The 23917-nt window shown below is 49.6% G+C and carries 21 protein-coding genes; 10 read left to right on the top strand and 11 right to left on the bottom strand.

Going from position 1 to position 23917, the window contains the following annotated elements:
• Positions 1–125: 125 nt before the first annotated feature.
• The 6 genes from C3938_RS14710 to C3938_RS14685 are packed head-to-tail and all read left to right on the top strand — an operon-like array spanning position 126 to position 7299.
• Complete coding sequence (locus C3938_RS14710; protein WP_105103992.1) at positions 126–1085, top strand: AAA family ATPase; 960 nt, start codon at positions 126–128, stop codon at positions 1083–1085.
• Between the two features lie 12 nt (positions 1086–1097).
• The gene (locus tag C3938_RS14705; protein ID WP_105103991.1) at positions 1098–2063 is read left to right on the top strand and encodes a DUF58 domain-containing protein; all 966 of its coding nucleotides are present in this window, start codon (positions 1098–1100) and stop codon (positions 2061–2063) included.
• A 2-nt stretch (positions 2064–2065) separates the two neighbouring features.
• On the top strand, positions 2066–2641 hold the full coding sequence (locus tag C3938_RS14700) for a DUF4381 domain-containing protein (RefSeq protein ID WP_105103990.1): 576 nt from the start codon (positions 2066–2068) through the stop codon (positions 2639–2641).
• Positions 2634–3692, top strand: a complete 1059-nt coding sequence (locus C3938_RS14695; protein ID WP_105103989.1) for a vWA domain-containing protein — start codon at positions 2634–2636, stop codon at positions 3690–3692. Before C3938_RS14700 ends, C3938_RS14695 begins: the two co-directional genes overlap by 8 nt.
• Positions 3689–5587: a VWA domain-containing protein gene (locus C3938_RS14690; protein ID WP_105103988.1), complete on the top strand. Its 1899-nt coding sequence runs from the start codon at positions 3689–3691 to the stop codon at positions 5585–5587. The genes C3938_RS14695 and C3938_RS14690 overlap by 4 nt, the downstream gene beginning before the upstream one ends.
• Positions 5588–5634: 47 nt before the next feature.
• Positions 5635–7299, top strand: a complete 1665-nt coding sequence (locus tag C3938_RS14685; RefSeq protein WP_233998934.1) for a BatD family protein — start codon at positions 5635–5637, stop codon at positions 7297–7299.
• An 8-nt stretch (positions 7300–7307) separates the two neighbouring features.
• Here C3938_RS14685 and C3938_RS14680 read toward each other — a convergent pair whose 3' ends face one another.
• Both C3938_RS14680 and C3938_RS14675 read right to left on the bottom strand, forming a co-directional pair.
• A complete protein-coding gene (locus C3938_RS14680; RefSeq protein ID WP_105103986.1) occupies positions 7308–8396 on the bottom strand; it encodes a glycosyltransferase family 4 protein in 1089 nt (362 codons plus the stop codon).
• Positions 8397–8398: 2 nt separating this feature from the next.
• The gene (locus tag C3938_RS14675; RefSeq protein WP_105104553.1) at positions 8399–9511 is read right to left on the bottom strand and encodes a glycosyltransferase; all 1113 of its coding nucleotides are present in this window, start codon (positions 9509–9511) and stop codon (positions 8399–8401) included.
• Between the two features lie 45 nt (positions 9512–9556).
• On the opposite strand from C3938_RS14675, the gene C3938_RS14670 reads away from it, so the two are divergent.
• The 4 genes from C3938_RS14670 to C3938_RS14655 are packed head-to-tail and all read left to right on the top strand — an operon-like array spanning position 9557 to position 13539.
• Positions 9557–10888 carry a glycosyltransferase gene (locus C3938_RS14670; protein ID WP_158681716.1) on the top strand — a complete coding sequence of 444 codons (1332 nt, stop codon included), beginning with the start codon at positions 9557–9559 and terminating at the stop codon, positions 10886–10888.
• Entirely contained in the window at positions 10860–11636 is a 777-nt protein-coding gene (locus C3938_RS14665; protein ID WP_105103984.1) for an ABC transporter permease, read from the top strand. Before C3938_RS14670 ends, C3938_RS14665 begins: the two co-directional genes overlap by 29 nt.
• Entirely contained in the window at positions 11633–12334 is a 702-nt protein-coding gene (locus C3938_RS14660; protein WP_105103983.1) for an ABC transporter ATP-binding protein, read from the top strand. The genes C3938_RS14665 and C3938_RS14660 overlap by 4 nt, the downstream gene beginning before the upstream one ends.
• The gene (locus tag C3938_RS14655; RefSeq protein WP_105103982.1) at positions 12334–13539 is read left to right on the top strand and encodes a hypothetical protein; all 1206 of its coding nucleotides are present in this window, start codon (positions 12334–12336) and stop codon (positions 13537–13539) included. Before C3938_RS14660 ends, C3938_RS14655 begins: the two co-directional genes overlap by 1 nt.
• Before the next feature lie 40 nt (positions 13540–13579).
• On the opposite strand, the gene C3938_RS18400 is transcribed toward C3938_RS14655, so the two are convergent.
• From C3938_RS18400 to C3938_RS14610, 9 genes are all read right to left on the bottom strand, one after another.
• Entirely contained in the window at positions 13580–14224 is a 645-nt protein-coding gene (locus C3938_RS18400; RefSeq protein ID WP_418903586.1) for a CatB-related O-acetyltransferase, read from the bottom strand.
• A gap of 87 nt (positions 14225–14311) precedes the next feature.
• Entirely contained in the window at positions 14312–15790 is a 1479-nt protein-coding gene (locus C3938_RS14645) for a hypothetical protein (RefSeq protein WP_105103980.1), read from the bottom strand.
• Positions 15723–16700, bottom strand: coding sequence for a glycosyltransferase family 4 protein (locus tag C3938_RS14640; RefSeq protein WP_105103979.1), 978 nt, complete (start codon positions 16698–16700; stop codon positions 15723–15725). The genes C3938_RS14645 and C3938_RS14640 overlap by 68 nt, the downstream gene beginning before the upstream one ends.
• 216 nt (positions 16701–16916) lie before the next feature.
• Positions 16917–17921 (bottom strand): glycosyltransferase, encoded by a 1005-nt coding sequence (locus tag C3938_RS14635; protein ID WP_105103978.1) that lies wholly within the window; start codon positions 17919–17921, stop codon positions 16917–16919.
• Positions 17922–17989: 68 nt separating this feature from the next.
• The gene (locus C3938_RS14630) at positions 17990–18958 is read right to left on the bottom strand and encodes a glycosyltransferase family 2 protein (protein ID WP_158681715.1); all 969 of its coding nucleotides are present in this window, start codon (positions 18956–18958) and stop codon (positions 17990–17992) included.
• Complete coding sequence (locus C3938_RS14625; protein WP_158681714.1) at positions 18951–21374, bottom strand: CDP-glycerol glycerophosphotransferase family protein; 2424 nt, start codon at positions 21372–21374, stop codon at positions 18951–18953. Before C3938_RS14625 ends, C3938_RS14630 begins: the two co-directional genes overlap by 8 nt.
• A 75-nt stretch (positions 21375–21449) precedes the next feature.
• On the bottom strand, positions 21450–21845 hold the full coding sequence (locus C3938_RS14620) for an adenylyltransferase/cytidyltransferase family protein (RefSeq protein ID WP_105103975.1): 396 nt from the start codon (positions 21843–21845) through the stop codon (positions 21450–21452).
• 39 nt (positions 21846–21884) lie between these two features.
• Positions 21885–22754 (bottom strand): NAD(+) kinase, encoded by an 870-nt coding sequence (locus tag C3938_RS14615; protein ID WP_105103974.1) that lies wholly within the window; start codon positions 22752–22754, stop codon positions 21885–21887.
• 179 nt (positions 22755–22933) lie between these two features.
• Positions 22934–23911 carry a 1-aminocyclopropane-1-carboxylate deaminase/D-cysteine desulfhydrase gene (locus C3938_RS14610; protein ID WP_105103973.1) on the bottom strand — a complete coding sequence of 326 codons (978 nt, stop codon included), beginning with the start codon at positions 23909–23911 and terminating at the stop codon, positions 22934–22936.
• Between the last annotated feature and the right edge of the window lie 6 nt (positions 23912–23917).

Below are 23917 nucleotides of genomic sequence, written 5' to 3'. Positions count from 1 at the left end.
GCCGCTAAAATCAACCGGCCCGCGAAAACCGGACAAGTGGCTATATATAGAGATGCTCTAATGATAGTTAGCCCCTCGTCCCGGGCAGCGTATTGAAACAGGAAATTGGCAAAAGAAGTGACGATATGGACACACGCCAGCAGATAAAAATTCTGGGTGAATGGCTGGAACAGCAGATTATTGGCCAGACGACTTTGGTCAATCGGATTCTCATCGGACTGCTTGCCGACGGGCACCTTCTGGTGGAGGGTGCACCGGGTCTCGCCAAAACCAAAGCCATCAAGACTCTGGCCGATGCCATCGAGGGTGACTTCCACCGGGTGCAGTTCACACCGGACTTGTTGCCCGCGGATATTACCGGCACCGACATCTATCGCCCGGAGACCGGTGAATTTCATTTCCAGCCGGGCCCCGTATTTCATAACCTGATTCTCGCCGATGAGATCAACCGCGCCCCGGCCAAGGTGCAGTCCGCGCTGCTCGAAGCAATGGCGGAACGGCAGGTGAGCGTGGGCAGAAAAACCTACGCGCTTCCCCCGCTCTTTCTGGTGATGGCCACCCAGAACCCCATTGAGCAGGAAGGCACCTATCCTCTGCCGGAAGCGCAACTCGACCGTTTTTTGATGCAGGTCAATCTCTCTTACCCGGACGCGGATTCGGAGAGAAAAATTCTGCAGCTGGCCCGCTCCGAGGCGAGCCAGGGGGAGAGCCATCCCACCGCCGTCGTCAGTCAGGACACCATCTTCGCCGCACGCAAGGAGATTCTCGAGCTCACCATGGTGGAGGCGGTGGAGACATACATTGTCCAACTGATCATCGCTACCCGTGAACCTCAACGTTACGACGCGGAACTCGCCTCCTGGCTCGACTTCGGCGCCAGCCCGCGCGCCACGATTGCCCTGGACCGCTGCGCGCGCGCCTATGCCTGGCTTGCAGGGCGCGATTATGTGACCCCGGATGATGTGATGGCGATTGCGCCGGACGTGTTGCGCCACCGACTGCTGCTGAGCTTCGAAGCAGAGGCCGCGGGCGCCAGTGCCGACCAGGTTATCCGACGCCTGCTGCAACAGGTCCCGGCGATTTAGGGGCTGACAGAAGTGCAGAAAGCGATCAACCACAGTGAATTGAACCTGCGCGGCGCCTACCCGGAAGTGGCGCCTTTGGTGCGCCTGCGCCATATCGCCCGCCAGTTGCGCCTGTTCAAACCCAGGGTGAATCGCAGCGATCAGGCCGGCAACCTGCTGACCCGCTATCGCGGCCGCGGCATGAACTTCGAGGAAGTACGCTATTACCAGCCTGGTGATGACGTGCGTTCCATCGACTGGCGTGTAACCGCACGCACTGGCAAGACCCACACCAAGCTGTTTCAGGAGGAGCGCGAGCGCCCGGTGGTGATCCTTCTGGACCTTCGCTCACCGATGTTTTTCGGCAGCCGGAACGCCTTCAAGTCGGTCGCCGCCTGCAGTATCGCGTCGGCCCTGAGCTGGGCCGGCCTGCAACATGGTGACCGTATCGGCGCCCTGCTTTTTTCCGATCACGACGTTGAAACCGTTCGCCCGCGCCGCAGTCACCACGCGGTGCTCGCCGCAATCCACGGCATGGTCGAAACCGCGGGCGCCCTGCAAAGCCCGGTTGCCAGTGGCGGCAGCCAGCCTCTCAGCGTACTGCTAGAGGAGGCTCGCCGTGTTGCCCGCCCCGGTAGTGCCCTGTTCCTGATCAGCGACTGTCACGACCTCGACGACAGCTGCGAGCAACCGCTCTACCTGCTTACCCGCCATGCGGACCTGCAGGTACTGCGGATAGCCGACCCGCTGGAACAACATATTCCCGATCAGCCGCTCACCATCAGCGATGGCAAACAGCGCACCTTTCTCGGCAAGTCCAGCCGCGGCCTCCGCCAGCAGTTTGCCCAGGACCAGGCGCGGCTGCGAGAACAAACCGCGCAACTCTGCCGCCGTCTGCATCTGCCCCTGCTGGACTTTGATAACACCCAGCCGGTAGTGCCGGTTCTCCTGAACCGCTACGGAGAGCGCAGTGCGACCAATGGCCGGAGGCCCGCGTGACGATGTTGCCGAAGCAGGCCGCACCAGCGCCCACCAACCCAATGACGCCAGAGATGCAGGAGCTGCTGGCGCAACTGCGGGATATTCACGAACCCGCGCCTATCGGCTGGTGGCCGCTGGCGTCCGGCTGGTGGATTCTGGCCGGCGCCGTTATCGCACTTGTATTTACTGGCATCCTCTTCGCCCTGCACCTGCGTCAGAAGCGCCGCCGCAACCTCTACCGCAGCGAAGGCGTACGGCTACTGCAGGCACTGAACCTCGGCACACCGCGCGCCATCGAGGAAATCAACATTCTGCTGAAACGGGTGGCGGTGGTGACCTATGGCCGCAAGGCCACCGGCCCGCTCACAGGGCAGCGCTGGATCCGGTTTCTCGAAACCTCCTCAGAAGTGCCAATGCCAGAGCCCGCACGTCGCGCAATCCTGGAAAACCTGTACAGCGGTGCAGAAGGCGACCAGCAAAGCCTCAAAGATTTTCGCGAATTCGCCATCGACTGGGTACGCAAACACCAGCCCACAGCTTTGCCTACCGCGGCGAATAAAGAGATGAAAAAAAACGAGGGGGCCGAAGTTGTTTGAGTTTGCCCTCCCCTGGCTGTTTTTACTGCTACCGCTGCCACTACTCGCCCGGCACCTGCTCCCCAAGAGCGAGCCATTGAACAGCGCGCTCAAGGTTCCCTATTACCAACAACTGCCACGCAAAGGCGGCAGCGCCACCAGCAATCGCCTGAGTCTGATGCTGCTGTGGCTGATCTGGTCCCTGCTGATGGCCGCTGCCGCTCGTCCACAGTGGTATGGCGAACCCATTACCCAAACCACCAGCGCCCGCGATCTGCTGATTGCCGTGGATATTTCCGGCAGCATGGAAACCCCGGATATGATCCTGAACGGCAACCCCGCCATGCGTATCACCGCAGTAAAAAATGTCGTGGGTGATTTCGTGCTGCGACGCAAGGGCGACCGCCTCGGGCTGGTGTTGTTTGGTACCCGTGCCTATTTGCAAGCGCCACTCACCTTCGACCGCGAGGCCGTCGATACTCTGCTGACGGAAGCGCAGATCGGCTTTGCCGGCCAGGGAACGGCGATTGGCGACGCCATCGGTCTTTCCGTGAAACGCCTCACCCAGCGTCCCGCGGATCAGCGCGTTCTGATTCTGCTGACCGACGGCGCCAATACGGCCGGCGAAGTGGAACCATTAAAAGCCGCCGAACTGGCAAAGCAGGCTGGAGTAAAGGTGTACACCATCGGTGTTGGCGCGGAGGAAATGGTGCAGCCCGGACTACTCGGCTCTCGTTTTGGCGCGCGCCGTGTAAACCCATCCCGCGATCTCGACAGCGAAACCTTACAGGCCATAGCCGACAAAACAGGGGGGCGCTACTTCCGCGCACACAACCCCACTGAGCTTGCAAATATCTATGAGGAGCTGGATCGCCTGGAGCCCGTAGAACAGGAAGCAGAAACCTACCGTCCTCTACGTGCTCTCTATATCTGGCCACTGGGCATTGCCCTGCTGCTGTCTTTTTTTTGGGCGGCAATTCCGCTGCTCACCGCAGGAAGCGCGGAACTGCAGCGCCGCACTCATCGTTCCGGCAAGTCTGAAACAAGCACCGCGGGAGGCCTGACCCCATGAGCCTCGTTGCCGATCTCACCGCCAATCTCACCCAGTTTCACTTTCTGCGCCCGGTGCTGCTGTGGCTGATTCTGCCCGCCGCCCTTCTCTGCTGGGCGCTGGCGCGTACCCTGTTCGCCGCCGGAGGACTGCAAAAACTCATTGATCCGGATCTGCTGCCCCACCTGCTGATGCGCGGCGGCGAAAAGCGTCCGTGGCTGTTTACTTTGATTTTTACATTGCTGGCCTGCGCCATCATCGCACTTGCCGGCCCCAGCTGGCGTAAATTGCCAACACCGGTGTACAGCAACCAGGATGCCCTGGTCATACTGCTCGACCTGTCGCCATCAATGATGGCAACAGATCTCTCTCCCGACCGTCTCACCCGCGCGCGCCTTAAAATCCTGGATATCCTCAAGCAGCGCAAAGATGGCCTCACCGCCCTGGTAGCCTATGCCGGCGAAGCCCATGTGGTTACCCCGCTGACCGACGACACCGGAACCATCGCCAACCTGGTACCCTCCCTTTCACCCCAGATCATGCCGGTACCCGGCAGCAACATCGAAATGGCGGTGGAGGCTGGACTCAGATTGATCAGAGATGGCGCCAACGGTAGCGGGCGCCTGCTTGCGGTCACCGATGGCATCGACAAGGCCGCCATCGGCACCATCAAAGACACATTCAGAGGCAGCGGCGTCAGCCTGTCGATTCTTGCCGTCGGCAGTGGCGATGGCAGCCCGATTCCCAAAAGCAACGGCAGCGGCTTCGTGACCGATGACAGCGGTGCAATCATCATCACCAACTTCGACCGCCGTGAACTCACCCGCCTGGCCGAAAGCACGGGAGGAGAATTTGCCCAGATCACCGTGGATGACAGCGATATTGCGCACGTCCTCCCGGAAAACGGCACCCCGGAGCAAGCTGAGCTCACAGAACGCGAGTTTGACCAGTGGCACGAGGAAGGTCCCTGGCTAGTGCTGTTCTTGCTTCCATTTGCCCTGCTTCTGTTCCGCAGAGGCACGCTTGCCTGCGCCCTCCCGCTGACCGCGGCATTAATTACTTTGCCCGCCCCGGAAGCGACAGCTGCGGAGCTTGAGAGCCTGTGGCAAACCCCAAACCAGCAGGGGCGCGAACTGTTGCAACAGGGCGATGCCGCCGGCGCCGCGAAGGTGTTTGAAAATTCCCAGTGGCGTGGCACCGCCCAGTACCGTGCCGGCGAGTATGACGCGGCGGCAAAGAACTTTGCACAGAGTCCGGATCCCCAAGGGTTGTACAACCTGGGCAATAGCCTCACCCAGCAAGGACGTTTTGATGACGCCATCAAAGCCTTCGACCAGGCGCTCGCACAAAACCCCGAATTCGCGGATGCTGCCCACAATCGGGACATCGCCGAACAACTGAAAAAACTTCAGCAGCAACAACAATCCCAGGGCGGGCAGTCCGAAGAGCAGCAACAGAACGATCAGCAACAGGATCAGCAGGACGAAAATCAGCAAAGCCAGCAGGGGCAGCAGGAGGACCAGCAGCAAAACCCGCAGCAGGGCGACCAGTCCCAGCAACAGAATGCCGGACAAAACCCCCAGGACCAGCAACAGAATCAGCCGCCCTCCGATCAGGAGCAAGCGTCCTCCGGTCAGGAAGAGCAAGACGAACAGGAACAGCCCGAAAGCCAACAGCAGCAGCAACAGCAGGAAGGTGATGCGCAGAACCAGTCTGCCCAAGCCCAACCCAGCGATGAGGAAAGCCCTCTGGATCCGGAAACCCAACAGGCCCTCGACCAATGGTTGCGCCAGATTCCCGATGACCCCGCCGGCCTGATGCGGGAAAAATTCAAATATGAAAGCCTGCAGCGCCGCCGCGCCTATCGCAGCGGTGAATGGCAGCCCCCGGAAAACGGAGCCACCCAACGATGGTAACCAGCGCTACCAAAACCTCCTGTCAAAGCCTTTGTTCAGGCGAAACCATGCGCAGAATTTTCCAGATTTTTTCCGCTCTGCTGCTGATTGCTGTTTCCTGTATTGCCAACGCCCAGGAACTCACCGCGAGCGTCGACCGCAATGAACTCGCCATCAACGAAACCTTTACCCTTACACTCCGCTACAGCGGCTCCCAAAGCGGCGGCCAACCGGACTTCGACCTGCTGGAACAGGACTTCGAAGTGCTATCACGCCAGCAGTCCAACCAGTATCGTGTGTTCAACGGCCAGGCAGAAAGCTTCGTCGAGTGGACCGTCGTCCTCGCGCCCCTGAAAGAAGGCAAGCTGTTCGTCCCCTCCCTGCACCTTCACGGCCAGGTCTCCGATGCCATCCCCATTACCGTGAATCCGGCCGGCGAATCCCCCAGCGGCAACAACCGCCAGGCGTTTCTGGAAGTTGAACTGGACAAAGATAAGCTCTACGTCCAGGAGCAACTCCTGGTGAAAGTCCGCCTTTACACCACCGTAGGCCTCCACGATATCGCCACCGATCCCCTGCAGATTCCAGGCGCCCATGTGGAAAAAGTGGATGAACAACGCTATGAACGCAGAATCCAGGGCGTAGGTCATGCCGTTTACGAACTCACCTACGCGGTCTTCCCGGAAAGCTCCGGTGAACTGCAGATTCCAGCCCTTAACTATGTCGCCGTTACCGGCAGACGAGACCCCTTCTCCCTCTTCAACCGCAACGCCCAACGCATCCGCCTGCGCTCGGAAGCCAAAACCGTAAAAGTTGACCCCAAACCCGGTAGCTACAGCGGCAGCCATTGGTTACCTGCGGCAAGTCTTGGGCTGGTTCAGAGTTGGAGTAAGGATCCGGAAGAATTCAAAGTCGGCGAGCCGATTACCCGCATCATCACCTTACGGGCGGAGGGACTGCGAGCAGCACAACTGCCGCCGCTGAGTACCCCTGACATAGACGGCCTGAAGATGTATCCCGACCAGGCCCAGAAAGAAGACCAGCCCGGACCAAACGGCATCACCGGCACACGTACCGAAACAACGGCCATCGTCGCGACCAAACCCGGGCAGTATCAATTGCCGGCGATAACGATCACCTGGTGGGATAGCAAAACTGGTCAACAGCGTGCGACTCAGTTGCCGGCGTTTCGGTTTAACGTATCAGGCGCGGCCATTTCTGACTCTAACGCAACGAGCAATCCGAATCTCCCCGGCACCACCATTCAACCAGCAACTGAAAAGGCCGTACCCGGCTTCTGGCAAAAAGTCGCCATAGCCGCAATTGCCTCTCACTTTCTTTGGGTTGTTTATTTCTTCCATCTAAGAAGAAAAACCACTCCTCCCCGAAAATCAAAGCAAACACCTCGTGAAAGTACAAATTCAGAGCAACTTAAAGGCCTTATTGCAGCGGGAACTCCTCAGGAGATTCACACCGGGGTACTCGACTGGGTTAACCACCGCTGGAAAGGACTCGGAGCAGTTAACCTAAACAGCGCAGCGCAAAAGCTGAGCATTCCGGAACTGACACAGATCACCGAGCTTTTACACGACGCAATTTACAAGGCTCCTCCGAAGCCATTAAACAGACAACAACTTCAAATACTGATCGACAGGCTTTCCCGCTTGAGCAATAGACGAGCGGGCATAAAGGAGAGTGATTTGCCAGGCTTGTTCGAAAGTAAATCCGTGTAAATCAGGCTTTAACCGTTGAGCAGAGAATCCATGACATCGAGAGTTTGCGTAGCCGCGCGCTTCCAACAGAACCGCCTTGCTCGCGCATGAGCGCAAAGCTTAAGCCGCCCGACAAAACCTCGATCCTCGGTGAGCTTCAAGAGACCGGAAGCCAGTTCTGAGACATCCTCGGGATTTACAAGTAACGCGCCATCACCCGCGATTTCCCGCATAGCCCCACGGTCCGATGTCATAACCGGCGTAGCTTGGCTGAAAGCTTCTACAATAGGGAGCCCAAATCCCTCGTAAAGCGACGGGATCAATAGTGCACGTGCATTACGATAAAGGCGCGGTAATTCCTCGTCGGTAACATAGCCCAATATCTCTACCGCATCTTCAATGTGCAATTCCTGCAGTTTGCCTTCGAGCTCAGGCAGTCCCCACCCCTTTGCTCCGCAAATCAGCAACGGCAAAGGGGCGCCACAGGATTTCCGATATTCCGCGTATGCAGATAACAGCCTTATTAGGTTTTTTCTGGGCTCGATGGTCCCAACAAAAAGAAAGTACTCACCAAGCCCAACATCGGCGTCACCGAGAGCTAGAAAGGGAGCTTCGTAAATAGTATGCACCCGCTCTGAAACCCCGGGGTATGCGGTCCGCACCTCACTTGCGGTGCTTTGTGAAACGGCGATGACAGCATCTGCGAGCCACAACGTCGGAGGCATCAACAGCCTCTCTAATTGCAGACCAGCGCGAGACATCGTCTCTGGAAACTTTTGCCAAACCAGATCATGAACGGTGACGAGTTTTGAAACTGAAGGCCTCAGACATAACGGCAAGTGATGACGCGGTGACCAAAAGAGGTCAATCTTGTCCCGCCACGCCCAAAATGGAAAAGCAGTCTGCGCGAAAACGGAGCTGAGGCTCGGCCTGCGAATATTGCCGCAGCGAACAGTGACGTTTGACGCCCCCTGAAAATGCATTTGCAACGGTTCATGACTGTAAAGATAAAAATGATGCTCACAGTGTACGAGGCGCGACAGTATCGCGTGAGTGTAGCGCCCTATTCCTGTAGTGGAGGCCGAAAGTGGGCGAGCATCCACACCAATCCGGGCCATTCTTATTCTCCCCTCTCTCTCAGAACTTCGTCATAGAGTCTCCTGTAAGCATCCGCCATTTTTTCACCCGTGAAAAATTTTTCGTAACGGCGGCGACCAGCATGCCCCATTGCTTGTGCAGAATACGGATCATGCCACATCGCCAGCATGGCCTCGCGAAGGGCATCGACATCTGCCGGAGGGATTACATAACCAGTCTCCCCATCCTGGTTCACATAGCTTGTTCCAGTCCCTATTTCGCAGGAAATAAGAGGTTTACCACACATCAACCCCTCTATAAGGGTGACGCCAAAAGCTTCTGATCGCAGATGTGATGGGAAAACTACAGCGCGGCACAACCTTAACAGCGCCATTTTTTCGTCATCGGCCACAAAGCCAGCAAAAACGACATTGCTGGCCCCGAGAGCCCGAGCCAAAACTTGCAGTCTCCCAAACTCCGGCCCCCTTCCGGCAATTACAACCTGATAGGGTTGCCCCACCGCTGCCTTGATCAGGTATTCAAGCCCCTTGTAATATCGCAGCACCCCAATGAAAAGCATAAAGTCACGGCCAAAGCGACGCTCCACCGAGTTGAGCTGGCTATCTGAAGGCTCAGGGTAACCCTTCTCAGAAATACCCAACGGTATCACTTCTACCTTGTGTCTATATGACGCCAGTATGGGGCTGCTATCGACGTAATTCTGCGAGGTCGCGACGATGCGATCAGCTCGCGTCAGGAAACGCGTCATCAGAGGCCGGTACAACATACCCAAGAACCGTTGACGAACGATATCAGAGTGATAAGTGATCACCATAGGGCGTGACCGTCCCGCCACAAGGAAAGCCAAGTCGCCAAAAGGCCATGGAAAATGGAAATGCAGAAGGGATGCCCTCAAACGATATAACGTCCGGATGAATCCTGGACCGATACAACAAGATGCAACCGACAGCCAGCGCTTCTCCGCAAGTACGGGAACCTTTCCCACCACTGGTTCCATGGCTGGCTTTTCTGCGAGCGTCAGCACGCCACAACCGCCTACATTTTGGGCAATCTCGAGAATAACCTGTTCCAGTCCCCCTTGGGACTCGGGAAAAAAGGTCCTGTAGCACTGGAGTATTCGGAACTCTGGAGGCAAAGGAGACTCACTTAACAATCGGGCCGGACGCCCAATGATAACCTGTTGTTTTTAAAAGCATTACGGTATATTACCGCCCCCAACAGCCCCGGTGTCAACGTGAGAATATTACTCTGCACCATGCAATTCGGTCCTGGGTACAACCAGGGAACTGAAAAGTACATTCGCAACCTGGCTCGCCATCTGAGCGCGCAAGGGTGCGAGGTTGTTGTGGCAGGGGGGAACCCGGAGCGGATAGTAACTGATCTAGCCCAGTGTCACGACGAAAACCTCCAAATCGTGACATTACCGACCGCGGGATGGCATACAGTTCGCGGGGACTCGATTACCAGCTATTTGAGCCTTCTCGCCAAATTGAAGCCAGATGTACTGCACATGGCAAATCCTGCCCATATCGGGATAAATATTCTTCATGCAGCACGAGAGCTCGGCATTCCCTACTTTGTGTCTGTCACTGACTTCTGGTGGCTTTGTCCCAAGCACACTTTGACTCTTAAGTCACAGGAATTTTGTGAGGGCTTTGCGGATTCGCGGAGCTGTATGCGCTGTATAGCGGAAACGCACCCAAACAACCTGATCCGTGCAGTCTCGCAAATCCCCTCTATCCGTAATGGCGTTGCCGAGATTCTGAGGCTCAAGAACTCCGCATCCGCAAGGGCAGACACCTGGGACAATCGCGAGCGTCAGCTTCGTGAAGTGCTAATCGATGCCCAGCGTGTAATCTGCTTATCCAGGACCGGCCAAAAGCGATTGAAGGGTTATTTTGATCTGGATAACTGCCACTACATTCCTGCCGGCCTCGCGGCAACTTGGTTTGAGGCGAAAGAAATCGAACGGGAAGAAAGTGATCGGTTTGTCGTTGGCTTTCTGGGTGCAATCGCACCTCACAAGGGACTTCACACGCTCGGACAAGCACTGCACGAACTAGCTGATCCTGAAATAGAACTGCGAGTCGCAGGAAGAATTGTCGACCAAAAATATGCTAATGATGCGTTGGGAAAATACACATTTACCCGCTATATGGGTGAACTGAACGAAAGTGAGAGCCGCGACTTCCTTGACGCTGTTGACCTTTTTGTAATTCCGAGTAATTCACCGGAGAACCAGCCCCAGGTGCTACTTGAAGCGGCGGCCAGAAAAAAGCCAACTATTGCGTCCAACATTCCAGGGTGTGCGGAAATACTGCCGAAGCCGGCTCTCTTCCCCATCGGTGACGTAGAAAAACTGAAAATTCTTTTATGTGAGGCTAAACGTGATATTGACGTTATCGGCTTGCCGGAAGTTGGCTTGTCTGCACAGTCCGTCGCCGCACATGTGTTAACTGAATACCAAAAAAGTATTGTAAATCGTGATTTTTCTGAAAAAGCATCATCGTGACATCGTCTTCTACAAGGCACTGTGCAACCTCCGTTCGGAGGCATCAAAAACATACCTGAGTTTTCTTTGGTGGATAATAGAACCCCTCTTTTCAATGGCAATCTATTACTTTATTTTTGGAGTAATTTTCCAGAAAGGAACTGACGACTTTGTTCCCTTTCTGCTGGTTGGATTGGTCGTTTGGCAATGGTTTGCACAGTGTGTCAATCATTGTTCAGTATCGATAAATCAGAACCAAGCACTAATCAGTCAAGTAAACTTCCCCAAGCTAGTTCTGCCATCGATTAACGTCGTAATGGATACCTTTAAATTCAGTATAGTATTCAGTTTATTATTAATTGCACTTTGGGGGATGGGATACCCACCAACCATTACATACATCTATCTTCCGGTGATCTTAGTTCTCCAATTTTTCCTGAATTACGCCTGCGGCCTGATCGCCAGCTCACTGATCCCCTTCGTGCCAGACCTATCCAATTTAATTCCACACTTACTTCGTCTTGGCATGTATGGTTCTGGAATTCTCTACGCAGTCAGCTCACTGCCACAAAGCATTCAAAGTGTTCTCGCATACAACCCGATGGTCTGGATCATCCAGAGTTACCGAGACGTACTTATGTATAATAATGCTCCCGATACCAGCAGCCTGGCCATCTACACAGGCAGTGTTTTCTGCTTGTATACGCTGGCTCGCCTGCTGATATGCAAACTCAACCCGGTATTTGCCAGAGCCTTGATGCAACGATGAGCGATAGTAAAACCGTAATTAGCCTTAAAGATGTACGAGTGACTTATCGCTCGGGGATTCCATTTACGCGGGCAACCACAACTCATACGCCACTCAACGGTGTGAGCTTTGACCTTAAAGAAGGTGATTCTCTTGGCGTCATTGGCCGGAATGGTGCGGGGAAAAGCACACTCCTACGCCTGCTGAACGGAATCATCAAGCCCGACGCTGGGGAAATGATTAATTACGGGTACCATACAACCCTCCTCTCTCTCACCGTTGGCTACGACCAAAATCTTACCGGGCGCCAGAATGCCGTAATCAGCGGTATGATGATGGGGCTGAAAAAGAAGCATATCGTCAGCAAGCTTGATGAAATTAAAGAATTCTCCGAACTGGGTAACTTTTTTGATCAGCCCATAAAAAACTATTCTTCAGGCATGAAACAGCGACTTGGATTTGGCGTCGCCATTCATCTCAAGTCCGACATTCTTCTTATTGATGAAATTCTCGCTGTCGGAGACACCAAATTCAAGAAAAAATCTGAAGCGATCATGAAAGATAAGATTCAATCTGGTGATACTGTTGTGCTGGTTTCGCACTCATCTTCTACCGTAAAACGGCTTTGCAACAAAGCGGTTTGGATTGAAAACGGAAAAGTAGCGAAGTATGGCGACAGTGCTGATGTTGTAGATGCCTACGAAAACTCCCAGAACTAATGCGTATACTCATTTATGAAGCAATGCCGGATATTACCCGGGCCGACGTAATCACCCGCATTGCCCGTGATTACGAGAATCAGGGATATACCGTATTTCTTCTACTTGATGAAGATGTCCAGCTTCTCAAAAGGAACGACATCGTAAAACCGCATATTGTAAACTGCCTGAACGTCATTCGATCAGGGGTGCCCAAAACGGGCGTTCCATTTTTTGCTACGCCTCTAAACCGACCGTTAAACAAGAAGTTCCTGGAAGACCCCTCAATCAAAACCCTCGAAGAGATATCGGCGTACAAGTCGTACTTTCACGAGAAAATACTTAAAAAATTCCGGCCAGACACCATCGTCATCTGGAACGGACTTATGGACTACCAAAAAAGCTTCATCAGCCTCGTCAAAAGCTTCAACCCAACGCAACAGTTTTTATTTCTGGAATCCGGCTGGTTTCCCCAGAAGAACACCTACTATTCGGACCCACAGGGGGTAAATGCAGCTAGCTCAATATCCAGAGCTACCCCCCCGCCGCTGGATCCAGCGCAAACAAGTGAAATCAAAAAGTGGAAAACCCTGTACCGCCAAAGCTACGGAGTACCGAAAAGCCGCGATAACGGGTACTATTTTGTCCCTTTACAACTGGAGACCGATACCAACATCACACTCTTCTCTCCCTTCAAAGGCATGAAAGCGCTTTTGCAATGGGTCATCGATAACACTGACCCTGTTCGGCCAATTGTTGTTCGGCCACACCCTCTTAGCGACACTAACCATGAAGAATTCAATAGGCTAAATGATCGAATCCATGTGGATGGAAATACGCCGCTTCAGAAGTTAATCGCGGAATCGCATGCGGTAATTGGAATCAATAGCACCGTCCTACTGGAAAGCCTGATTTTTGAAAAGCCGACGATTGCATTAGGTCAGGGGATTTTTCAAAACAGCAACGCAATTTATTTACAACCCCTGGATTCCAGCATTCCTAAAAACCTTAACAACACCGCACCCCAGGTCGTGTTACAAGAGGCATTTCTGTATTACTTGAAAGAACGCCAACGTCCTATTCCCAACTCTGACTTGAATTCAAAGCGCAAAACTCTGCCATTTGATATTGAAATCACGAGATACAGCACAATTGAGCAAGCTATAAGCGCCATAAAAATACGAGCACGACAATGCTTGAACTCATTGTTCTCTCACACGACATAGTGAGAAGATCAATGACTGTTGAGTGACTATCACTACCGAATTAAACGACAGCAGCGCACTCTTTTCGGATGCGCTTCAGGCCTTTAATGCAATCATCGATACAGTCAAAATTAAGCTCCGCAATCTTATCCAGAGAAAGCCCCCACCACTGTAGCTCCAGCAACTGCGTGATAACCTCAGGCTCAAAGCGGTAACGGAGTATCCTCGCGGGCACACCACCTACAATGGCATATGCCGGAACATCTGAAGTAACGACAGCCCCTGCTGCCACCACCGCGCCATCGCCGACAGTAACACCACTACTAATTGAAGCCTTGGCACCTATCCAAACATCATTTCCAATTTTTGTTTCTGGATGAAACTGCCAACTTTTTCTACTCACCATGGCATATACCGGGTCTCTCATAAACAGCGAAGATGCGTACTGAAAAGGGTGCGTACTGAGGAAGTCAACAGGGTGCTTTGCTGTCCCAATTTCCACCTGCCGGCCAACACTACAGAATCGACCGACACTGACATTAGAGTACACCACCGTCCCCACGTTAATGTAAGTATACTTACCAATAGCAGTTCCACCGTACACAGTCGCGTAATCAGCGATATCTACCGGGCGCTCCAGTCGGGAAGACTTGGCCACTCCGGCTGTCACAGCCACCCGGCCAAAATCAGCTGTATTCTCTGCCATCTGCTCCACGCATTAACTCTCTGTGATGCTCAAAATAATGTTTCCCTTGAAAACAAAACTTTATCATTTACTCGCTATTAGCCAGTATCAAAAAATCTTGCCGAGAAGAGATTTAAAAACAACTCTAGCATCAATCAGAATCTGTTCGGGTCGCTCTAGAATTTTGAAAATATTTCTTTTTATGAAATTCCTTTCAACCAAATACTTGTATTCTGGACACTCCACCTTTGTCGCAACTTTTTTCGACCGATGACTAATACATCCACTCAAAACCCTGGATAGCTTCTGCGACGAAGCATCTGTTAACTTCTCTTCGATCAAGCTATCGTGCATACAAAAGTTCATGAAGTTAATGAACTTGTCGTATTCACTGAGACATATTTCTGAGCAATATTCCTCACTCAGAATATGGCTGACAACAGCCGCTGGATCGGAAAACTCATAGGAAAAGCCTTTTGAGGCATAAAAAGCAGAGTTACTGACTATTGGCTTTTTCCCCAGAAAAGCAGCTTCCAATGCGGACTGAGAGCAAATAGTAATAAACGCAGCGCAACCTTCAATTAACTGGCTCAAGTTCTCTGACTCAATTAGTTTAACCCTGCATCGAGTATCTTCAGGAAGGTCACTGGCGAAATCACGAATTACTTCTTCAGTAAGAGAGGTCTCGCGCGCTAGCTTTACTTTTTCCCAAGGATGAATCTTTACAAAAACATCTAAATCCGTTTTATCTAGAATCTCTTTAATTATTAATACGTAGGTTTCTGCACTTGCAAGTTTTGGGTAATTACTATTCAGAAGGGAGTAATCATTGATCACCTGGCAGCTAATCAACGCATAAGCGTTACTCTCGAGATGACTAATAGCATCAATCGGCTGCTTCACATTTTTGTTGCGCGACGAGACACACGACAAATATTCTGAGGATAACTTCCATTTGGCGGAATCAATATTTCCAGTGCTTCCTCTGAAAAATCTTACATCTGATTTGTTTGGTAGTGGAGAATACCGATTCTCAAAGTAATAGTGGGCTCCGGTGAAGAAACTCTCAACTAGCACTGGCTCGGTCGGCATTAACTCACAACACTTGGACAACGCTCGGGTTGCAATACTTGATCCAGAAAAAATTATGGCGTATCGATACTTTTCTCTTGAAATCGAACTCAACCAGAAATCGACCCAGTAGATCGCAAGGGCGTAAGACGTGATCAGCAGAGAATTGTGGTTTTGATAGGCGTGCTTTATAAAATCTTCACCATTCATGTACCTGTAGCTTGATGAACCCTCCGCAATCATTTCGCCAAGTAGCTCATATTCGACAATTTTACTTAAATCTATTCCCTGAAACTCAAATTCAATAATTTCTTTGAATTCGAGATCTTTAAGCCTATCAATGTATCCAACTAGCTCTTCCTGATGATTACACTTTCTAATCCTAATATTCCTGAGGTGTTTCGCGTGAAAACACTCTTTATACCGAATACTGTTTTTATCCAGGTACTCAAACAGGCTGGAAAAATTCCTTCTGTGAATATGAACCGGGTCCGAAATTAAAATATCTGTTTTCATTTTTTTCAACAACCGCCTGATATACCGAGTGATATTTGCTTACAACTTCCTGCCACGATAAAACGGGGGAAAAGGAAAGCGATCTTTTTAGCGAAAAAAACTCCATTATCTCCTCGGCAGCAATATCAAAATCATCGTCAAGGAACAGGCCATTTTCACCAAGGGCTGGCCTGACATAATCAATAGCCATACCAACACGAGTCGAAAAAATTGGCGTATGGGTGTAAACAGCTTCCGGGATACAGGCAGGACCACCCTCAAAATTCGACAAAATCAACAGGGCATCAATTTTAGCGTAGGCGTCTGGCATAAGGCGATACGGCAAAAATTCGTAACATTCGACCTCAAAACCCATTGACTCGAGCTTTTTCGCGTCGATCAAGCGATCTTTACCAACAAGAAGAAAACGAAAATTTTCAGCAGACAGACGCTTGGCAATTTCATACAACCGAAACTCACCCTTTACTCCTCGACCATAACGGCGAGAAAAGAACCCTAAAGTGACCTTTTCACGCGCTGAGGCAGAATTTTTCTTAGGATCAAATACTGCGGTATTAATTCCGTGAGGAATTACAATCGTACTGTCTATTTGATATTGATTATTTAATAGCCGCTCCTGCTCTGAGTTCAAACAGACGACTGCCGCCGAGTCACGGTACGCTTCGATGAACTTATCCAGGCTGAGCCACCCATCCTGATCCTTCAAGTCGTGGTGCACCGTACAGACAGAATTCTTGGGAATAGACTTGGAAATATGGGGACGATGGTGGTGATAGACATCACAGCCTTCGATAGGGTCAGGAGAGACGAGATGCTCTACGGAAGGCGGTGCATATTTTTTGAAATACCCGATGAAAGCATCGAATATTGAGCTATGAGTCGTGTTGCCCATTACGTGGTTGATTTTCATGACATTCAAATTTTTCAATAGATGTCATTATTTATACGTCTTACCTATGAACTTTTAGCTACAAAGAAATTACAAATTTGTGTAAGCATTTTACTTGGATGGTTAAAATAAATACAGCTGGAGGTCGCACCGAAGTAATGAAAACACTAAGTTAACTTAAATTCTACTAACACAATTGCTGGCATAGAGTATAAATTAAACCTAATTGAGAAGGAGTTACTCAATACGCATGATCTTCCTGTAAGCACGAACAACTCGATTCTTTCTCAGTAAGAAATCTCTTATCGTAGCGATTAACCTCCCCTTTTTAGCTTGCTCGAAAAACAGGTGGTACTGGGAATAAATTGGGTGCCCCGGGTGAAACTTAACCTCCTCAAAAGAAGGAAACACCAAAGCTTTACTTCTCTTAACAAACGTCTGTAAATTATTACTTACAAAGGATGAACCAGAAAAATAGGTATTCTTACTATGATAGGCGTGAAGTAAAAAAAGATTGTACATAGTGGCCAATCGACCATAAAGCGCGTACTTCGCTCGCCATCCCACATACCGAGATAAAGACTGCATCGGTCGCGGATCAAAAAGATGCGATTTTCGTGGCGTAATAAATGTAGAGTCCCGACTTACCAAGTGCATCGCCATATCGTGATCTTCATACCCCCATCCGCGATAAAGCTCGCAGTACCCCCCCAATTTTTTCAAATATTTGCTCCTGGCAACTATCACACTCGACCCAAGAACCCAGTGGTCAATAGGTATATCGCCACAAACAAATTCACCAAAATTTTCTGCTAACTGCAATTTACTTACTGGAACATTCTCTGAAACATAAACTACAGGTAAAGTAAGAAAGAATGTCTCACTGGCAACAATATTGCTACTGAACAACCTCTCCAGTCCTACTGAAAACTGTTTTGGCAAAACTAAATCTGCGTCTAAGAAAATACACCATTCCGAATCGCAGCTTTTTAAACCGATGTTCCTAGCTTTTGAAAGGTTAAATATCGAATTATCACTGTATGTTAATAAATTAACTGATTTCTTAATTGAATCATTAAGTTCAATAGGCTTCTCACCATTTTCAGTATGCTGAACAACAATTACGGAAAACCCTTGAAAAACACACTCACCCGCTAAAGCCTTTACTCGTTCTTTCAAATCTGGCCTGCTAGAGTCCGTTTTGAAAGGGATAATCGCTGTGACCTTAAGTTGATTTAACATATTCCAAATTAAATCTAGTCGTAGTTAAGATAGCGAAGGGATTCCTCCCCTCGCCTAATATTGTTGTTCTATGATTCAATCAGATACTTACTTTTTATACGTGAAGAAAGAATCTCATAAATTTTTTCAGGGCTCTCATTGATAAATAAGTTTAACAAATGCACCGTGTTCGACCGAAAATAAATATACATCTTTTCTGCATCTTCAGAATACAGATCAGCCGTAGTTATTCCCTCATAACACTTTTTAGCATCGCAGATGAATGCGAGACATTGCTCTCTACTGTATACAGATACAGCATCCGTTAAAACTTTGAAGCGATGCTTTGAACTCCTCAAAAGTGTGTAAAAAAACGCTCTGGGATGCTCGCTAAGATTCTCTCGTACCAAAAGTGGCCACGTCAGTTCATCTGATATTTTTTTCAGTGACAAACCGTACGTCATTGAATCACCGTTATCTCGGTAATAGTACGTATAACTAGGACAAAAAGAAATTGAAGACGCAAGAGGCATAGCCTTGCTGACAAACACTTGATCCTCGCCATACATCACGGGCTCATGGAAATTAAGTTTATGTTCCACCAGAAAAGTTCGTTTGAAAAGATAGGTGTAAACATTACCCAAGTGTGGCCATAACTTTGGCTCGTCACCAAAAACAATGTGGCTTTTATGCTCCATATGCCGAGCTAACCAACTCTCTCGCTTGATCCCTTCGGATGTCAGTCTTGCCGCATTTCCACAAACAATATCACTCCCAGTATCAACTGCTATTCGCACTAACTTCTCTGTTGAGTCGTAAGGAATGACATCATCACTGTCTACATGTCTAACGTAGTCGCCTGTAACTTTTGCAACTCCGGTGTTTCTAGCAGCTGGCAATCCTTTATTTTTCTCATGATGGACAAGAACTATCCTAGGATCTTTCAATTGCCATTTTTTAATCACATCAACAGCTTTATCAGGGCTGCAATCATCAACGACAATAACTTCAATATTTTTATATGTTTGATTAACGATTCCATTGAGGCAATCATCCAAGAGACTCTCCGTATTGTACACCGGAACTACTATTGATACCTTTGGATTTATCATACTTTTTACCAGAAAGCTCACCTATCAACTCTAATATTCTTGACGTCGCCATGCCATCACACTTATTCAAGAATATACTTTTATACAGATCATACGAATGCTGATCGAAAGACTCAGCCCTTAAATACTCCAGCAACTTTAACTCGTCAGGTTCCTCCATTAGGGGACATGGGGCAAGAGCTCGGTAGTCATATGTAATACCCCGGTCAATGTTATAGAGATCTATGTCTTCTGCGTATAGAACCATCTTCTTATTTGATAGAACCGCATCAAATACAATTGACGAGTAATCTGATACGACAGCCTCGGAAACTGCCAAAAGTTGGTCAATCGAAAAAGAGTGAGCGTTGATCACTTTATTCTCAACAAATTCAACGTCATGCCATCCTGCATACCGATCTATTGCAGGGTGGAGCTTAACTAGCACAACTTCGTCATCTTCTAGCATTGACGCAATTTTAGAAAAATCAAGCTTCGAGCTATACCAAACATTATTTGGCCATTGACCTCGAAAAGTAGGCGCAAATAGATAAATTTTCTTACCATGCAATAGCGCATTTTCTTTAAAAAAATCATCAATTAATTTTTTACTATCTACAGCACATAGCAATTTATCTGTTTTCGGAACCCCCAATGCTCGGACCTTATTCACATTGACATTAAAATACCTCGCGTATTTTTCCCGCATATCATCAGAGGGCGAAACAATTACAAAATCACCGGACACACTGTTATAGGATGTATTCGCGACAGATTTTATTGCACCAGAGGCATGCCATAACTCGATGCGACGCCCTTTTTTGTTTACATCTCTTTTTGCAGCTCCACAGCCAGACACCACCACACGTGCACGCGCTATTTTTAAATCTCTAAGAAATGGGTAGGGTACATCTTCAAAAAAACATTCAGCGTCAAAGTACCCACCAAAAGTACTTTTCATATCTTGGAAACCAGGCACATCGATAAAGACAACCTGACCAGACGAAAAGAACTCTCCGACTTTTCTCAGTATAAAGTTCCTGAAATTAACTTTTCGCGCCTTCAATTTAGCTATCAACGCAGATACATCGGAGAGTGTTTTAACTAAATAATTTGCCCAGCGTAATATTTTTGTTAAGCGCCATGAGTAGGATCGCTCCACTCTATCAATATATTTTTGCGCACGTTGCCAATCCCCCCAGTAACTCTTACTAGGAAATCTCTTCCAGAAAGAAAAACTTGACGTGAGCTCATCCAATTCAAAGTCTAATTGCTGCTCTAAGTTGAAACTGGGGCACCTCTGTAGCTTAGGTCCCGCCATCTTGGCTTGAGAAACAGTTTCAGATATGAGGCTTTCCCACTGATCAAAGACGCATTCTCTTGAATATTTCTTTGCATCCTGCAATGCGAGTTCAGACAAGTGACTTAGATAACTCTCATCTCTAATCAGTGTCTCTAAAGCATTGGACAGATCTTTAGCTGTTCTTCTTTTAACCAAAAGCCCATCTTCACCATGTGAGATCATCCCTCTTACGCCAGTACAGTCGTCAAACCCAATAGCGGGAACACCCAACGCCTTTGCTTCAACAAGAGTGAGAGGGCAACCTTCAAAAATAGAAGGGATACAGAATATCTTCGCTCGCCCGATTGCCAGTTCAGGGCTCTCAGTAAACCCTTTTAGCTCTACAATCCCGTGCAGCCCTTCCCTAGATATAATATCTTCATAGTACTGTCTTGAGGGACCATCCCCATAAATATGAAGCCGCCAGCCATTAAGTTTTTCTTTAAGAATAGAAAACGCATTTATAAGCAGACTGAGCCTTTTCCCGGACTCATCTAGGCGCCCAATAGATACAACTAACTTCTCCCGACTTGAAAAATCGGAAACACTCGGTACTTGAATGGGCACAGGATTAGGAATAACGGAAACTTTTTCCCTCAAAAAATCCGGTAAATCATCCGAAAACTCTTTATTCAGTAAATGGATTCTATCCGCGCCGTGAAAACAGAGCATTCGAGCTCTCTGCTTTTCCTCTTTGCCTCGCCCCCAAAGCCACCATCGCCCAACGTAATGGTTGGGGTCACTATGCTCAGAAAGAATTAATGGAACGTCCAATCCACGTAAGGCAGCCAAAAAAATACTAACGATGGAGTTACTAAACATCGGCACAACAACGTCAGGTTGCTCCGCCCTCACGATGGACCGCAGCCGCTCAACGTTGTCGTTTCGGTAGTTTTGATGAATATAGTGAATTCGAACTTTTCTATCTAGCTCGAGATAGTTGCTTTTAAAGCTACCGGGAATAGTAATGTATACAATCTCATGACCTCTAGCGATCAATTCATTACTAAGCTCAACTGCAACCTTATCAATACCCGTCATTTGCCTCTTCAGGCTCAGACTAAACATGCAAATTTTCATGGCACCAACTACTTAAAACCCGCTCTTAAAAATCTTTTAACTAAAATCTAATGCGACACGCTCTATTATCATCGAAGTGGAAATTCCCTCTGTTCTCGGGAAGTATCGAACTTCACATAGATCGGAAAACTGATCAAATTTTCCTTCCCAGTCATCCCCCATCACCATCAAATCTGCTTTGTGATCAAGTATGTAGCTGCCTTTAAGTTCTAGAGACTCCTCTAAAAAAACTTCATCTACACAATGTAATGAACTTACGATTTTCATCCGTTCATACTGGGTATAGACAGGTGGGCGCCCTTTCTTTCTGATATTTAGGTCATCAGACGAAACTCCAACGATCAAGTGTTGCCCTAACTCTTTCGCTCGTTCAAGTATATTTACGTGCCCGATATGGAACACATCAAATGTTCCGAATGTAATAACTCTCATTTCTACCCTTAAAGTTTTTGATAGCTAACTAAGTAAAATTTACTCGGCCCATCCAAGTTTCGTACGACACGTCTCGTAGAAATTGTGATCAATTGGATGTATCAAAGTCAATCTATGCGGTTTTTTATGAATCCGGATTACATCACCCGGCTCGGTGATTACTTGCTCGTGCCCGTCACAGGTTACATAGGAGTGAGTGCTGTTTTGTTGACCCACGACGATCTTGAATTCACTACTACCCTCAACCACAATCGGTCTGCTACTGAGCGTATGAGGGTTAAGCGGAACAACAACGATGGCATCCAGCTTTGGATGCATGATGGGACCGCCACCAGATAGTGCATAAGCGGTTGATCCGGTAGGCGTTGATACAATCAATCCATCAGAGCGCTGCGTATAAACAAACTGCCCATCAATAAAGAGATCAAACTCAATCATGCGGATATATTCACCGGGGTGAACCACCACATCATTCAGTGATGAGCCTTTGCCGATTCGCTTGCCATCACGGGTGACAGACATATCTAGCAGGAAGCGGCTTTCAGCCATATATTTGCCGGAAAGCACTTCGCCTACTTTTTGTTCGATTTCGTCAGGAGTGATGTCGGTAAGGAATCCGAGGCGGCCGCGGTTGATCCCCAATAGAGGAACGCTGAATTTGGCCAGGGCTCGTGCGGCGGTCAGCAGGCTGCCATCGCCCCCCACTACGATCACCAGGTCGCAGAGTTCGCCCAATTTGTCTTTAGTGGACACTCGGGTGTTGTGGTTGGCTACGTCATTGGCTGTATTTTTTTCGAGCACGACGGAGTAGCCCTCACGCTGCAGGAACGCCATCAGGCGTTTCAGCGATAGGACTGCGCTGTCACTTTCGGTGCGACCAATAAGGCCAATATTTTGAAATTCCGACACCGCTCCCCCAAGGTGCCCGAATTAGGGCCAATGCAGTTTTGTTCGTATCCATTAGGGCGATAATCGATCAAAAATCAATCAAACCCGTATAATTTGACACGTAATTATGCCCGAGCAAGGAGTATGAGTCGAACGGACGGCAGGTTTATATCTGTCCTTCCAGTCCGATTTGAAATCGATCAACTATTGATCAAAATCTGGCTTTTTCCTACTCTTCTTACCACTCCTCTACACCCCTGAAGCCCCCCGGTATGCAGAAGCAACACTCGCGGATAATGGCTAGTTTTACTCCTTTGCTGTTTTTGCAAACAGGCACTCATTGCTGAATATCCCACTTTCGCAGTGTACACATGATCGAGACCTAAACCCGTCTGCTGCGCGATCGCAGACTGGAATTCGTCGAGGCTGTCATCACGTTTAGCGTACCCCCCGTGGTGGCCGTCGATCACAGTAATAGGGGCTTGAAGCGTGTTATCTGTCCGGTCCCCCCCTGCAGCTGCTGCGGCAATGCTCTTTCCCGCTTTCAACACTGCTACGCCAACAAGCTCGATGCTGGAAGGGAGGCTAGTAGCCAATGCGCCGAGCGTCAGCCCGGTGCCACATGCAACCCAGCACTCGTCAAAAAGCACCGGGCTAGTCTCGCCAATCAGACTTCCGAGCAACCTAACCCCCTTTAAACCATATTGATTTGCCCCACCCTCAGGAATAAACCAGCTGCCCGCCATATTGATCCCGATACGCTCGAGAAAACCCGGCTCATGGCGATTTCGGTATTCAGAACGGGGGATAAACCGCAGCTCCATCCCAAACCGCTCTACATCCCGGAGCGTGGCACTCAATACCAGCGGTCGTTCACCCCGGATGATACCGATGGTTTTAAACCCAAAGCGCAGCCCCGCCGCGGCAATCGCATGTATGTGATTTGACCAGGCGCCACCGCAGGTGATGATTGTTTCCTTACCCTCGGCACGCGCTTCCAGCAGGTTGTAGATCAATTTGTACGCTTTGTTACCGGAAATCAGCGGATCAATGAGGTCATCGCGGCGAATCCAGAGGTCGATACCAGGGAACAGGTCGGAGTGAATCTGCTGGTAGGGGATATTGCGAGCAGCCTCAATAAAACTGTCGAGGCTGAGCTCGGTGAGATAGCGGACCATATTGTG

The organism is Microbulbifer pacificus (assembly GCF_002959965.1).
Taxonomy (GTDB): domain Bacteria; phylum Pseudomonadota; class Gammaproteobacteria; order Pseudomonadales; family Cellvibrionaceae; genus Microbulbifer; species Microbulbifer pacificus_A.
This window is presented reverse-complemented; position numbering and strand designations above follow the sequence as displayed.

Excerpts from the sequence above, each read along its gene's own strand:
- C3938_RS14640 (WP_105103979.1), bottom strand. The coding sequence starts at position 16,700 with ATGAAAATCAACCACGTAATGGGCAACACGACTCATAGCTCAATATTC.
- C3938_RS14710 (WP_105103992.1), top strand. The coding sequence starts at position 126 with ATGGACACACGCCAGCAGATAAAAATTCTGGGTGAATGGCTGGAACAG.
- C3938_RS14610 (WP_105103973.1), bottom strand. The coding sequence starts at position 23,911 with ATGGTCCGCTATCTCACCGAGCTCAGCCTCGACAGTTTTATTGAGGCT.
- C3938_RS14645 (WP_105103980.1), bottom strand. The coding sequence starts at position 15,790 with ATGAAAACAGATATTTTAATTTCGGACCCGGTTCATATTCACAGAAGG.
- C3938_RS14655 (WP_105103982.1), top strand. The coding sequence starts at position 12,334 with ATGCGTATACTCATTTATGAAGCAATGCCGGATATTACCCGGGCCGAC.
- C3938_RS14660 (WP_105103983.1), top strand. The coding sequence starts at position 11,633 with ATGAGCGATAGTAAAACCGTAATTAGCCTTAAAGATGTACGAGTGACT.
- C3938_RS14635 (WP_105103978.1), bottom strand. The coding sequence starts at position 17,921 with ATGTTAAATCAACTTAAGGTCACAGCGATTATCCCTTTCAAAACGGAC.
- C3938_RS14700 (WP_105103990.1), top strand. The coding sequence starts at position 2,066 with ATGTTGCCGAAGCAGGCCGCACCAGCGCCCACCAACCCAATGACGCCA.
- C3938_RS14625 (WP_158681714.1), bottom strand. The coding sequence starts at position 21,374 with ATGACGGGTATTGATAAGGTTGCAGTTGAGCTTAGTAATGAATTGATC.
- C3938_RS14690 (WP_105103988.1), top strand. The coding sequence starts at position 3,689 with ATGAGCCTCGTTGCCGATCTCACCGCCAATCTCACCCAGTTTCACTTT.
- C3938_RS14680 (WP_105103986.1), bottom strand. The coding sequence starts at position 8,396 with ATGGCCCGGATTGGTGTGGATGCTCGCCCACTTTCGGCCTCCACTACA.
- C3938_RS14620 (WP_105103975.1), bottom strand. The coding sequence starts at position 21,845 with ATGAGAGTTATTACATTCGGAACATTTGATGTGTTCCATATCGGGCAC.
- C3938_RS14685 (WP_233998934.1), top strand. The coding sequence starts at position 5,635 with ATGCGCAGAATTTTCCAGATTTTTTCCGCTCTGCTGCTGATTGCTGTT.
- C3938_RS18400 (WP_418903586.1), bottom strand. The coding sequence starts at position 14,224 with ATGGCAGAGAATACAGCTGATTTTGGCCGGGTGGCTGTGACAGCCGGA.